2 protein-coding genes are annotated in these 16086 nt (G+C 44.6%); both read right to left on the bottom strand.

The features are described from left to right. Positions 1-3129: SwmB domain-containing protein (locus tag H6G45_RS17630; RefSeq protein WP_277922738.1), on the bottom strand; the 3129-nt coding region annotated here is incomplete at its 3' end. Positions 3130-3582: 453 nt separating this feature from the next. Further along, complete coding sequence (locus tag H6G45_RS17625; RefSeq protein ID WP_190599694.1) at positions 3583-16059, bottom strand: SwmB domain-containing protein; 12477 nt, start codon at positions 16057-16059, stop codon at positions 3583-3585. Positions 16060-16086 lie beyond the last annotated feature (27 nt).

The raw sequence follows: 16086 nt of genomic DNA, 5'->3' as shown, positions 1-16086 counted from the left end.
TGGGTTGTCAGGATCTGATTTGTAAGTTATTGAAACAAGATTGCCTTGACCGATTTGAATGGAATTGTCTAAGGTCAGGACAACCGATGTTTCATTGATAATTGCCTGAAGAATACCAACACCTTTGCCATTGATTGATACACTAAAGTCATTACTGGGGAGTTGATCATTTTCCGAAGTAAACGATAATTCTTGATCGAAAGGAATAACAATGGTTTGATTAAAGCCGTAGCCATTATAAGTATCACCATTAACGTCTAAGTCTAATACCGTTGGTGCGCTGGCATCATTAATTAAATCAACTGATAAATCGGCGAATTTCTCTAACCAAAATGTTGTCCCAGTTAGATCAATATACGCCAGATTGCTACTATCATTCCCGTTCGATGCCACTAAGTTATAACTAACAGAAACCGTTGTTGCATTGGCCGCAATTGGCTGGGCTAAGGTTAGAACCAGCGTGTTACCTTCCACATTTGGAGGCTCTTTCTGATCAAATGATTGAGTAACACCGTCAATGGTGACGACAAATTGATCCGCTTCTGGGTTGAGATAATTTCCTTGATTGTTGGCTAAGTTTTCCCCAAAGGTCAGATAAATATTGCTTCCTTGGGCCAAAGCAGAAATGGGTAATAAATTGGGAGCATCACTACTCCAACTGAGCAGAATATCTCCTTCACTAGTGAGGGCTAAGGCCGGAGAGCTATCTTGGGTAAAGTCATTGTCTATCTTGCTCAGAACCTGATTAATATTTCCTGAACTGATAAAGGTATTATTGACATCACCTGCGGTCGTCGAAGAATTGGCATTGCTAATGGTAAAAGAAGCAATATCTTTATTACCTGCACTTTCTAGATTATCGCTTCCTCCTTGGATCGGCGTATATTGTACGGTATAGTTTTCTCCCTGGGGAATGGTCTGAGCTAAGGTTAGAACAACACTATTTTTATTAACATAAATGGATTGTTGTCCGTTTTGATTAGGAGAAATTAAATTAATGGTGCTTCCATCACTGTCTTTTACGATAAATTGGCTCGCATCGGGAACAATATCGGTGTTTAACGGTGTATTAAAGGCGATGGTTATTTGTTGATTGGTATTGGTATAATTATTACCATTGCCACTGGTTGGGTCATAGGTATAAACCAAAGTTTGGGCGGAATTATTGACAACATTACTTTCTTTAAAACCGTCAAGCTGATTACCGCTATAGCTCACGGTAATATTGTCCGTCAGGGGCTGATCATTAAGGCTTTGGTAGGGAATGGAACTTTCTAAACGAAGAATTACAGTATTATTTTGGACGATGACATCAAATATGGGAATCGTTGAGGGTTCTCCTTTGGCATTTTTAACCTGAACTGTAAATTCTTCTGGATTGAGGATGAGATTAGGACTTAAAGGACTAGCAAAGGGGATAGTTAGTAAAGCTCCCTGAACACTGGGTTCCGTTTCGGAAGCTGATGACGTTAAGGAAGGATTGAGGGTTAGACTTTGAGACGAAGATTCTGGCCAAGTCCAGGTGGGAAAACCTCTGAATTCGGCATTGAGGAGTCCTAGAGCCTGAACTTTGAGACTCCAGGGAAGTCCGAGGGTAAAAGTATTTTTGGGAAAATCAGATGATCCTTCGATGCGAAAGGTTCCGTCTAGAAAAACTCCCACCGAACCAGTTAACTTGAAAATATAAGGAATATCAACGCTTGCCTCAACACCCCCTTCTATTGGTATGGCAATTAGCAATGATTCCAAGGATAGTGGACCGCTGTTATCAATTGACTCAAAAGCAGAAATTAGATTGGCCAGAAGAGCTTCAACAGCAACAACTTGAGAAAAGCCGGGAAAAGCAGGTCCAAACGAATCGGCAATTAATAATCCTTTTTCGCTTAACTTAGAATCAGTAAAGGGGAATAAAATGTTGCGATAGGTGTCGGGATTTTTTGGTTTTAATTGCCACTGAACAGCAATGCCGGCATCGAGAAAAGAATTGATACTAACCAGATTGGCTTTAAGTACATCTACATCTTTACTAAGACTAAAATTTGTACCAAAAATTGGGAAAGTAAAGTCAAAGGATACGGCTAAGCTACCTGTTTCAAGCTCAAGGGGATACTGTCCGCTCGAACCTTGCTTATTGCCAAAACTATATAAAGAAGATAAAGTAAGCGAAGAATTAAATGCATTATTTTGATCTTCTCTTGTCTTTTTCTGGAATGAGGATTTCTCTTTAAATGGTTTATTAAAACTAAGGGCTGCAACTGCATTGAGCAAGAGCTTACCTTCGGTGGAGACACCACCTCCAAATAAACTCCAGTTAGGATTATTCCAGTTTGACCCCTGCAAGGCAATATCTAGGGAGAAACCGAAGGTATTTTTGAGAGCTTTTTGTACTTTTTTACTTTTCCCCCTAGTGAAAATGAATTCCAAGGCACTAGGACTGAAGTTAGTTGATGCATTCCAATTCAAGCCTTGCCCTTGAAACGCTTTTTTCGCTAAGGCTTCTACTTCAGAATCACTTAAAACAGAGTAAGAAGCGGCAACAGCAGAATTTTGACCAGAATAGCCAGATACATTCCTCGCTAACGTTCCCTTCTCTGATGAGGGAGGAGAACTTGGTGTCGTTGTAAATTGACTACGATTAACCCTAAAGGATTGGTAGTATAAGTCCGTATCTTCCCGAATGCCCTGGTTTTGAGCATTTTCAGTATTAACTTTTTGCCCTACCACAAATACCGTGCCGTCATCTTTGGCGATCGCCCTGGGTTCTAGATCCCCCACTTGATCAGCAGTTAGGGCCTGGGGCTTATCCAACCATTGCGCTTGACCACTAGCATTATATTGAGCTGCCGTGTAGAAAATATTGCTTTCATTTTCGCTCCCCTGCTGATAAACCACCGCTAATCCTGGCAACCCTGTGCCGGAATCATCAATGAGCTTATCGTTGGCAATTAAGTTTAAACTGACGATTTTTTGAGAGCCGACATTGGCGATCGCCGTTTCATTGATCCAGGTTGCAGAATTGTCGTTGTAAGTTGCGTGAAAGAGCGTGGCATCTTCCACCCAGACAATATGGGTTACCCCCGCCGAATCCGTAGTGATCGCAGAAAGTCGATTTGAGAAGTTAATGGCCATGAAAAAAAAAGACGAAGTTAAACGGCATTTTTGGACAATAATTTGCAGAATTCCATGTTGGTGTTTTGCAATAAATGACTGAAAAACCTAAGCCCTCACCTGATTGGGTTGAAAGCCGTGCTTAAGTAATAATTCAGTTTTTTAGTTTAAATTTGCTCCCGTCTTGGCCAGGGTCTTAAATGGCGACGTAAACTGCCCTAATCCCCCACATTGCGGAATTTAAGGAGAAATTACCGAATTTTTAGACGCCGTTCTACCCGCTCAACAAGCAGAATCAAAGGCCGTTTTCGCTTGCCACAATTCTAGCATCAACACCTCAGAAAAATTACCTAAAATAATCTACTAAGTCAAATTCTCCCCCTTGTGACACAAAATTTAAGATTTTGCCGACAAACTAGTTCATGGGGTTTTCAAGCCAAAAATTGAACGGCGATCAAATTTTCTATTGAAATTCTAATTCATGGCTATAGAAGTTGGAAAACTAAATTGCAAAATCACATCATTGTAGTCCTGATCGCCGCCCCCGACTATATCTTCAAAACCAAAAAGGTTACTACCAAGACGGGACATTTGACTAATACTACCGGGATTAGCCTCATTAAAAGAGAAAAGAGCAACGGGGCCAAGATTGGGATCATTACCGGGATTTTGGTTCAGCACCTCTGCAATGGTGGCGTTGGGAATAATCACCATGCCATACATATTGTTGCCTAATAGGTTAATGGTTTGTTTTGTTGTGCCAAAGAAACTATCTGGTGCCGTTAAACTTACTCCGGTGAGGGGATTTTGGGCTCGACCTAAAGCGGCCTGGAGGTAACCCATATCCCCTGGTTTGAGATCAATTTGGCGATCGCCATTAATGTCTAATCCCCCAGTTAAGCTATCCACTTGGTAGAGGGCAATGGCATTGTCATAGACTCCAGCACGACTAATGGAGGCTTCGACGGCAACGGTTTGATTTAAAATCCCTAGTACAACCAAAGTTTTGGAGCTAATTTCAGCAGTGATGCCATCAAAGCTCAATTGATGATAACCCCGACTATCGGTTTCGACGGTGGGGGAAGTATTAATGGAAAAAGTTGTTTTGCCTCCCTGTTGGCTGTAGAGCATATAGTAACGATTAGCTTCTAGGTTTGAGTTTTCCAAACTTCCAAAAAATTGCTCTTCGGTTTTGGCCAGCTCTAAGGGATTGGTAAAACTTTCCTGGGCCAGGGTACGGGTAAGGGAGTTATTAGATGAACTATCTTGATCCTGAAAAATAATTTGCTTACGAGCGAGGGCCGCAGTTTCATAGCCTGGATCGTTAGGTTGCAAGCCATTGATTGTGCCGTTTTGATCATCAACCACAATCCAGCCCAGTTCATAGTTTTGGTCAGCACTGCTAATTAACCTTAGTTGTACCTGGCCATCGGCATTGGTGGGAGCCCAAAAAACTCGGTTATCGTTGGTAATTAAACCTGGAATGGTACGACCCAAATAACCTTTTGTTTCCACCAGGCCATTGCTTACGCCGTCGGCATCTCCCCGATCGCCATCGAGAAGCTCAAGCTTGACTCCATGGGGACTACTTTCATCATCTAGATAACTAAATTTAGCCCCAGTCACATTGTTAGACATTAGGGATTCATAACTTCCCGTGAGGGGGTTATAGCTAAAAAAGTCATTAAATTCCCCGATGCCACTGACATTGATATCAGCTTGGATATGACCATCATTGGTGGTGGTGGAAAAGTTGACTATGCCTCCCATTAAGCTGTTTTCCAAGTCCCCTGCCAGATAATTCCAACGGCGGATCTGGGAACCATTGCCATCGGCAGCGAGGGAAAACTCTTGGCTCCAGCCCCCTAACTCTGAACCTTCATCTAACAAAGAAACTAATAACCCAAATTGGCGATCGCCAGTGTAAATACCATCATTGGGAATTTGAACTGTGACTGTTTTACTGGTTTCCCCTGGGTTAAATATTAGCTGTCCTGCCACTGGTAAATAGCGATTACCGGCCTTGCCATCTATGTCCTGGGCTAGGTAACCAATTAAAACGTACTTGTCTAGATTTCCCGTCCGTTCAATAACAAAATCCACTGCTTCCCCAACTTCGGTAGCGATAGGACTAGAAACAAATAATTTGGTGGGAAGATTGGGGTCAGAAAAATTTGTTAAACCTTGATTGCCGTTAGTCAAAATATTACCATTGCCCACCCCAGCACCACTGGGTAAAATGGGTTGCGGTTGATTCTGGCTTGGAGCAGTAAAACTAGGGGTTGTTGGTTGATTGACTAATACAACAGCCGCTGAATTATTAGATTTATACTGATAAAATCTTTGCCCATACTGATAAATCGTTCCATCGGCACTAAAATCACCGCTCAATTGCAAACTATCACCGCTTTCATCCATCAAAACAACGAGGGTATTATTGCTGGATAAATTAGTCACCGTTAGGGAATTAAGGGTTAACTGATTCGCTCCATAATCCCGAATATCAATGGTTTCAAAATTCTGTAATCGCAGTCCAGGGGAAAGGGTAGTAATATCCCAATTCTGGCCGTTGTAGCCCTGCAAAGCCAAAATATCAAACCCTGTGCCCCCATCCAGCCGCCGAAAATAGGTATCACTCACGGCAACCCAATCATCGCCGGGGCCGGCATAAACTACATCTAAACCACCCTTGGTGTAAATCTGATCATCCCCTTGCCCAGCCAGAAAACTTTCCCCAGTGGGACTGCCCAGCATCACATCATCGCCGATGGTTCCCGTCTGATTAACCGTGTCGTTAAAATCACTGCCAAACAGGACATAACTCAAATTGTCGCCATTGCCAGAATTAACGAAGGTCTCGCTCCAGAGGCTAGTCAATTGGTTAATGGCTGTCCCTACACCAGCAATGCCATTTTGATCCCAACCTGAACCGTTATAGGGTAAGGCGATCGCCACTCCGTTTTTTAAACCCACCACAATATCGGGTTGCCCATCCCTTCCCCATTGCACTGACATCTGGGTGACAGGAGAACTCCAGCCAGGATTGTTATCCGCAACGGTGATCCAACTTGAGCCGTTGTAATATTCAACCCCTCCCTTATCCCCAAAAGCGATCACCACTTGGGGCGTACCGTCACTATTCCATTGCACCGCCATTTGGCTAATAGGGGGCCCACCCACGGAGCGGAGGTTGGAAAAACCTTGGCCGTCGTAGTAGAAAACTGCGCCATTTTTAAGACTAACTAAGACCTGGGGCTGTCCCTCAGTGCTCCATTGCACCGATAGTTGGGTGACAGGAGAACTCCAGCCTGGCTTGGGATTTTCCAGGTATGTCCAGCTTGAGCCGTTATAGTAGCGAACACCGCCATCATCGCCAACGGCGGTAACAATCTGAGGATTGCCATTGGCCTGCCATAGCACCGCCATATGGGTTATGGGATAAGCAGGGTCATTTGAATCACTTCCGTTGTTGTATTCCAGGGTCTGCAAGGACGAATTGGCGCCGTTGTAATATTGCACTTGACTTTGGGGCCCTTCAGTTCCTGGCCCCTGCCCCACGACAATTTGGGGTTGCACATTCCGATCAGGATTCCACTGCACCGCTAATTGACTGATGAGGGGTTCATCAAAGTCTACTGAAATTAGCGGGTTCGATAACCAATTTGTTCCATCGTAGTAATAACAGCCATAGGAACCGCAGATCACCACCTGGGGGGGGTTATTGCCATTCCACTGCACCGCCATTTGAATCACTGGCCAAGGCCCATCGGTCAGGGGGGAGATGCCCAATTGTGACCAACTCGAGCCTTTGTACCACCACACTTCGCCGTTGACTAACCCCACCACAACTTGGGGCACACCACTGGCATTCTCTTGCACGACCATCGAAATCACGGCAGGATCGCTATTCCCGCTATTGATTTGTTGACCGTTGTACCAAATTCGCCCTTTGTCATCCCCAATGACAGTGTTTTGGGAAAGTTGACTTTCATAATTGCCCGGAGCGCCTATCACCACATCGTCAAAGCCATCCCCATTCACATCACTGCCGCCACTAATGGCAAATCCGGCCTGGGCATCGGGTAAACCATTGACTAGAAAACCATAGAAGCTACTACTTTGATTTTGATTAGCGCCGAGTTGCCCTAAATCAAAGGGCTGATTGCTCCAAGTATTGCCGCCGAATACAACGAACACACTGCCCTGATCATCATTGGCCGTCACTGTAAAGGGGGAACTAATTAACAGATCATCAAAGCCATCCCCATTCACATCTCCAGCTTGGGCAATTTCAGATAAGAAAAAGGGACTTTGTTGGTTACTCACCGTTGTGAACGGCGCCGCGAGGATGACATCGGGTTGGGAACTGTTAGTTAACCCCTGAAGTGAGCCGTAATAAATGAAAACACCTCCTTGATTGCCAGCCTGGTTTAAGTTCAGGGGACTGCCAAGGGCTGCGGCATAGTAGTTAGAAGCTAGTACAGCCAAGTCGGCAATGCCATCACCGTTAAAGTCACCAATATTCACCAATTGATTAGCCCCGGCCAGGGTATCAATCACCGAAGCGTTGGTGGGGTTGGGCAACAGGGAAAAAGTGCCAGCAGTGGAAATTTGTCCCGCTATTTTTCTCTGGTCACTGCCAATGGCAATTTCTGGGATTCCATCACCATTGAGATCAACCCCTGTGGCGGACGTTTGGGTTTCGGTATAATCAATCTTGGTAAAATTGTTTAGACTACCAGGGGCGTTACCCCAGGCTACCTGATTGCCGTTATCTCCCCACAGCAAGACATCATCATAGCCATCCCCGTTATAGTCGCCAATGGCCATGGATTTGGTTATGCCCCCCACCTGGCTGATAACCACAGGCGCGGTACTAGGAGTAATACTTAATGTTTTTAAATCTCCCAGATTAGTATTGCCTAGAACAACATAGAAATTACCGTTATTAGCGAGAATTCCGACATCCTGGAAACCATCACCGTTGAAATCTCCCAAGCTAATCACTTCTTCCAGATTGGCATCGGGAACCGAAATGACTAAGTCGTCACTACCACTAGCTGCTGTGAGTAAATCCTGGGTGCTATTGCCAAAAATAATTGCTCCGGCATTATTCCCCCCAGAAAAAATATCTGCAAAGCCATCACCGTTTATATCCCCTAAAAACTGAACCAAGCGACCGTTATCAACAATGCTATCCACATAGGGAAGGGGAGACTCGGTTACATAAACGCCTTGGCTTTCTCCGGCATAGGCAAAATAAAGTTGGTTAGCCGCTGTAGCTAAAACGGGAAGAATTTGACGAGGTAAACCGACGATCGTCTGGGAAGGAGTCCAATTATTGGAATTGTTTCCATCCGTGGAGGTGATTACATTGATGTTGCCATCACTATCATTTGTATAGCTTAAATAGAGAGTTTCGCCATCAGTGGTTAAACCTGGTGTTTGGTTAGCGGGACTGATATTGTCAACTTCATAATCACTCCAAGTTAGATTGGCTAAATCATTACCAGTACCAGAAACAATATAGATAGAGGGAGGATTGGTCGGATTACCAATTTGTCCTCCAGTAAGTGCCAAATAGAGCGTATTATCTAAGACCGTGGCGCTCATATCGCTACTAGTTGAGTAGTTACCGCCAACGATTTGATTGCTATAGATCCAATCTGCTGATGTCAGAGGATTTTGGGCATTAGAATTAGAGTTATCGGAGTAAAAGTAAAGGATACTAGAAGTAGAGTTATCTGCCGTAAAAAAGAAAAACAGACTATCTTGGTACACCACTAAGGTGGGAGCGGTTGAAGAGAGTCCACCTAGCTGATAGGGACTATTCCAGGTTTCGCCATTATCTGTGCTACTGGCGACGTATAACCCCTTAGCGGCATCGACATAGGCCAAGTACAAAACATCCTTATAAAAAGCGATTGACGGCGTAAATGCGGTTTGTACATTACTAGGTAACGACACGGCTTGACCCCAAGTTTGGCCATCATTGGTGCTACTGGTGAAATGAATCTGTCCGCTACTGTCGGTATAAGCCAAATAGAGCGTGCCATTATTTGCAATGAGTGCAGGGGATGTTTTCGATGGGGAATTATCGAGGGAATTGCTAAAACGATTGGTTAAGGGACTATTAATCAGATTGCCATCAATAACAAGGCCGTTATCAGAGGCAATATCTGAGAGTTTGATACTGCCATCAGCGGCCAACCAGGGATGACCATAGACCACATAAAACTGCTGGGCATTGGGGGCACTGATCAAAAAGCTATCAATGGGAGTGTTATTGGGCCCAGTTTTTGCTGTGATATTGCCTAAGCTAACTACTGCTGTCCCCGCCAGTTGATTGGGCAGACTGCCATTGAGCAAGAAAATATTTTTGCTGTCAGTACCCGTCACACTGAGGTTAAATTGTTGCCCCACTTCGGACAAATCCAAGGGGCCAAACAATAAATAACTCTGGCCTGTGCCGTTGCCGGACTGGGGAGCGGTAATTAAAAAATCCTGGTAACCATCGCCGTTCACATCCCCTGGAGTCATGATGGTCATCCCGGCTTTCCCCCCAGCAATGCCACCATTGATGGTCAGATGACTGACTTCGTTGAGGGCTTGGTCAGAGCTGGATGCCACAGCCTTGCCCCCACTGAGCACATAGACCGCCCCGGCACTGCCATTAACTCCTAAGGCTGAAATAGCTAGATCCTGTTGACCGTCCCCATCCAAGTCCGTAAAGTCCCCCAGGGCGATCGCCGCTCCGGCCAAATAGTTGGCCCCTACTCCATTAGCGGCGGGAACATTGGGCCCGGTGTAGGTAGCAACTTTGCCAAAGGATTGACCACTGGGTTGGGAAAAAACATGGACTGCCCCAGCGGCGATCGTGGTGGTGTCGGGATAATTGCCTTGATTGCCGGCCGGTAAAGCACTTTTGCCCACCCATTGGTTATTGATGGTTACCCCGTAGGTAGAAGAACCAATAAACAAATCGTCGTTGGCATTGTTAGTAAAAGTAAGGGGCCCGCCAGTCGTACGGCGAGAAACTCCCAGGCTATAACCCGCCGTTTCCCCAACGGTGACGGTTTGGGCTGGATTTTGGGGATTGGTCAGGCTAAAGCTTGAGCCAATGTGAATCGGCGGAGACAGTTGGCTGGGATTGCTGGAGGAAACGAGATAGACCTTACCCACTGCCACTCCGTTACTGTTTTTGGCAAAGGGAGCACCAAAGGCAATTTGGGGGCCATTACCAGTGAAATTGCCGATCGCCACGGAAAAACCGGCCCCGCCCCCGGCATCAATGCCATCAATCACAAAACCTTGATCGCTAGTCCACTGACTGGCATTACTCAGATCAATAATTTGCTTTTGATTGTTGAGACTTGTGAGATAACTTCCCTTAATCACATAAATGCGTCCCGTTCCCCCATTGGCATTGGCATCACCAATCACCAAATCGTCAATGTTATCTCCATCCACATCCCCCGTTACCAAAGCCATGGGTACATCGTTGTTAATATCCCCTGTATCGTTAATGCCCGTAATTAGTACCCCGTCAGGATTACCGGATAAATCAGTGGTGGTTAGCGCATTGGTGGTTTTCTGGCCTAAAACATCACCCCCGGCAAATAAAATTTGGATTGATCCTTTGACCGAGTTACCCTGGCTGGTGTAACCCCGATTGCCCACCGCCACATAAGCTAAAGCATCATTACTAAAACCACTGGCCATAACTGCGGCGATCGCCGGATTGTCGGTATTAACCACAAAACCACTGTCCACCAGGGAAAGGGAGGCATCATTTGCTTCTTTCACCGTGGCGATGCCCAACACCTGATTGCCTAAATAATCCAGAGCGTTAGTAGGCACTGGGCCACCCTTATTTGGTAAAGGGGAAAGGGACTTAAATTGAACTGGGTCTTTTTCCCCCTGGAGGTAAACATTAACTGTGGCAGAGGAAGTGAGGGGACTCCCCTCCGTATCCACAAAAATAGTCAAGGTTTCCGTTGCCCCCATGACCTGATGAGAAAAACTAGACGTGGGATTAAGACTATTGAGCAGGCGATCGCCGGAAATAAACTCTAACTGGGGCGTTGTAATATCTGCGTTTTCTGCTAAAACCACCCCTAGTTGCCAACCACCGAGGGGATTTTCCTTGCCATCTGTACCCACACTCCAAAGTTGTTTGTTAGCTGTGGTAACGGAAACACCAACAATCTCAAGGCCCTGTTGTCCGGTTAAATTAACTTGAAAAATGGTATCAGGATTACCGTTGGGGGAAATTTGAACATTATCGTTGGAAGCTGGACTAGCGGAAACAATGTCCCAAACCGGGTTATTCGCTGCCGATAAAATGGTGGGAATCACTTCATCAATGGGATCAATGGCTGTGGGGTTTTGCCAACTATTACTGTTACTATCCCAGACGCTGTAATAGGTTTCTGGCCCCGCCGTTACTGGTTCAAAAAAGCGGGCTTCATAGCGAGCACCAATTTCATTCACTCCCAAAACGCCGTCCACCAGTTGACTGCCGGTTAAACTCAGTAAATTATCACTGGGGGAACCAGAGCTAGGACTCGTAGGAGTATAGGAAAGTACCGAGTTATAAAAGGCAAATTCATCCAGATAAACTGGCCCACCATTACCCGCTAAAGTTAACGTTCCCGACTTGGGCAAATTAGCAAAAACAATATTTTCTAAGCTACCGGCTAACTGCCCATCTACATAAAGGGCAAGAATTTCTTTAACAGGGTCGTAGGTTCCCACTAGATAATGCCAATTCCCAGAGGTAATAGTCTGGGTGATTTGGGAACTACTACCATTATTCAAAGCAAACGTTAAAGTTTCCCCATTCAAACTGAGGTCAAATACCCCTGCTAGATCAGCTAAATTAATCAGACCCCCAGCCGTTGGTAGTTTGAACCAAAACTCTACGGAAAATCCCTGCACTGGCACAGCTACCGGGGAATTAATGGTGACTCCGCCACCATTGAATAACACCGCCGGGTTAAAGTCTCCCGTATTGGTATTGGTATTTGCCAAAGCCCCAACTTCGCCGAGGGTATAACCACCAGATCCATAGGTTCCATCCCCCGCCAAGGATAATTGACCTTGATTAATAGCTGTTGTACCGTTTAGTTCCCCCAACCTTAGATAAATGAGGGGATTTTCTGTTAACACCAAATTGCTGTAGGAAGCAGGCTTACTTTCTGTCCAAAAAATCGCCGGTTGCCCATTGACCTCACTAATGCTTAATTCACTAAAGCTGTTGGGTTTAATAGTCGAATTTTGTCCGTCTGGTATTATTAATTCAATCCACTGCGTACCATCAAAAGTTGCTCCCTGAATAGTGGTATTAGGATTGCCGTTGCTATCTAGTTGAGTATTTAACCAAGCCGCCAATAAACTACCGTTGGGCCCTGATCCTAAAGTTACTTTTTGATCTTGACCAGCCTGGTTAGAAACGATGGGGGCAGCTAAACTCCATTGATTGTCGGAGCCAAGCACAGAATAATAAATATCTGATTGACTGAGGGCGGTATTAATTAATTCTGCTTCATCGGCATTATAATTTTGTCCCGGGATTGATTTCAGTGCCAAAGCAGAACTATCTACATTGACCCAAGCCACAATATTTTGGGCTATTTTTGTGGTGGGATTGGTGTACAGAGTAGCAACAACATCGGAATTAATACCGCTAGTGCCAGGAATCGTTGTAATCGAAGAAATTCCACTATCGCCAAAGGGAGAAAAGGCCGTTTTAATAACCGTACCTGTACTGGATGCGGTAGTTAAAAAATTGTTGGTTGTAAATTGTTGAACAGTCTGGGGAGTGCTAGCATCGCTGACTAGATTGTTGACACCATTAGAGTTAGGGGTATAAGTAACGGACACCAATTGACCTTGTCCAATAATTGTCTCTAATGTCAGAGTGACAGAAGTATCGACAACGGTGACATTAGTAACGTTGATAGGATTAGCAGTATTTCCATTGACAACGACCTGAAATTGACTGCCATTGGGAGTATTGTTGGTGGTATTTAAAGTTTGATTAAAGGGAATGGTAATCAGCTTAGAAATTACCGAGCCTTGTAGGGGAGTAGGGGCACTGGTAATACTACTAGAAAACTCAACGGTACTGGTGAAATTGGGAACCCAAAACTCAGTATTAGTGGCATCAGAGAGATAAAGATTTGAACTCAGGCTTGCATTACTTAAATTATAGCCAACCTCGACAATTTGACTAACATCAACACTACTGTGAATAGTTAGAGTAACGGTATTTTCTGAGAGGGAAATGTTGGTGGGATTAGTGGTATTACCATCAATGGTTTTAATCGTAAATTGATCGTTACTGGGGGGATTGGCTAAATCATTTTTAAGGTTATCGGCAAAGACTAAATACAGGTAGTCTCCCTCTGCTAAAACAGAAATCGGGGTAATGGGGGGAGTGTCACTACTCCAGGCTAATAAGATGTCCCCCCGACTGGTAAGAGCTAAGGCGGGGGAACTGTCCTGGGCAAAATCACTAGTTAACTTGCTAAGTACAGGTTGGGTCGGGACATTGGCAATACTGACAAAGGTGCTATTAACTAAACCTCTGGCGGTGGGAGGGGTGACATTACTAACGGTAAAAGCGGCGATCGCCTCTTGACTGGCAGTTTGTAGTTTGTTGGAACTGTTTGGATCAGGATTATATTGAACAGTGTAGTTTTCTCCCACAGCAAGGGTTGAACCAGAAGCAAGGGTTAAAACAATACTTTTAGAGTTGACAGCAACAGTGGAAATATCCACCGATTGGTTATTAGAATCAGTAATGCTAAACCAGTTAACTAGTTGATCTTCAAAAGCAAGAATATCTGTGTCTAACGAACCATTAAAAGTAATGGTAATCTGCTGATCGGTTTGGGTATAGTTACTGCCTGTCCCCCCGGTGGGATTATAAGTATAAATCAGGGTATTGGAAGAGTTAATGGCGACGGGACTGCTAGTAAAATTTCCTAGTTGATTACCCGTGTAATTAACTACAACATTGGAAAATTGCTGGTCATTCAGGGTCGTGTAGGGAATTTCCTTTTCTAGTCGTAAAACAACCTGACTAGTTTTACTTTGGCTATCCGTTTGAACAATAACTCCAAACACAGGAATAGTGGATACTTGACCGCCTGGACTGGTGACTGTAACGGTAAATTCCGTGGGGATAAGATTGGTATTAGGATCTAGGGATTGGGAAAGATTAATTGTTAGGAGAGAACCATCTACACTGGCAACTCCATTGGTCGCTAGCTGAAGATTAGTTTGGCTATTTTCAGAAGATTCTGGCCAAGTCTCGGTTGCGGTAATAAAAGTTGCAACTCTGCCGCTAATCAAACCTAAGATGCTGACAGTCAAATTGACGGGCATACCAACAGTAATAGAAGATGGCCCACCCTTTTTGAGGGTAAAAGTGCCATCAGCAAAGAAGCCAATGGAGCCAAAAATTTTTAAAACATAGGGAATTTCAAGAGTTCCTTCAAACCCTAAGGTAACAGGAATTCCCAATAATAATGACTCTAACTCCACATCACTATTTTTATCAATGGAAGCAAAGGCCGCTTCCAAATTTGAAAGTAATGCTAGACCTGCTGTTAATTCAGAAAAGCCCGGTACAGCATCAGAAAAACCATCAACGATTAATAAACGATCAGTATTTCCGCTCAGGTCAAGATAGGGAGCCAGCAGGGGAGAATAGGTGCTGGGATCTTTTGGAGTCACCTGCCATTGCAAAGCAACACCGGCATTAAAAAATAGACCAAAATTGAAATTGAAAGGAGAGCCTTTTATTGTGTTAAAGCCAAATAGAGGAATACTGCTAGCAAAACTAGCCAGTGCTCCCCCGGTTTCAACATAGAGGGGAGATTTTCCCCCAGAGCTACCATTGCTGTTGCCATAGCTGTATAGGGAAGATAGGGTAAAGGAGAGATCAAAACCATCTTGGGAGCCTTCGCTTAGGGCTCCTCTGCCTTGTCTTCTCCAGTTGTTATCACCAATATCCCGTCTTTGTTTTCTGCCTATGGTAGCCAGAGCATTTAGTAATAAACGTCCATTCGTTGCGTCCCCTCCCCCAAACAAACTCCATTCAGGATTATTACCCGCTGAACCCTGTAAAGAAATTGAAAGAATCATAGGGCCAAACATTTGTTTGAGAACCTGATCAGCTTCTTTACCTAATTTTTTCGCAAGGAGAAATGAAAGGGCATTAATATTAAATTCGTTCGATGCGTTCCAATTAAATCCCGATCCTTGATAAGTAGGTCTATTACCAAGAAAGTTTGCTTCCCCTTCGCTTAGGACAGTGTAATTAGCCGCAGGGGCATTGAGATTACGACCTAGATAATTGTAGGAACTACTCTGATTAACGCTACCAACGGACGCTGTAAATAAATTGACATTCCCGGTAAATTGATTTTGATTAACAGTAAAACTTTGATAATAAAGATCGGTATCTTCCCGAATTCCTTGATTGTTAGCACTCTCAACATTGACTTTTTGCCCAACCACAAACACTGTGCCATTTTCTTCGGCGATCGCCCTGGGGGCCAAATCTCCTACGGAATCAGCGGTTAGAGCTTGGGGAGTAGCTAACCATTGGGTTCTGCCCCCGGAGTTATAGCGAGCGGCGGTGTAAAAAAGATTGCTGTCGTTGCCACTGCCCTGCTGATAAACCACCACGAGTCCCGGCGCTGGGGCGGCACTACTTTCTCCGCTGGTGGGTTGGATTAACTTATCATTGGCAATCAAGTTCAGACTGGTGAGGGATTGATTGCCCACATTGGCGATCGCCTGGGCGTTCTCCCAAGTACCAGAATTAACGTTATAGACAGCGTGCCAGAGTGAGGTATTTTCCACCCAAACAACATGGTTAGTTCCTGCTGAATCGGTGGTAATGGCAGAAAGGCGATTTGAGAGGTTAATGGCCATGGGACAAAAAGACGAAGCTAAACAGTA

Origin of the sequence: Synechocystis sp. FACHB-383, assembly GCF_014698605.1 — a bacterium.
Classification (GTDB): Bacteria; Cyanobacteriota; Cyanobacteriia; order Cyanobacteriales; family Microcystaceae; genus Synechocystis; species Synechocystis salina.
This window is presented reverse-complemented; position numbering and strand designations above follow the sequence as displayed.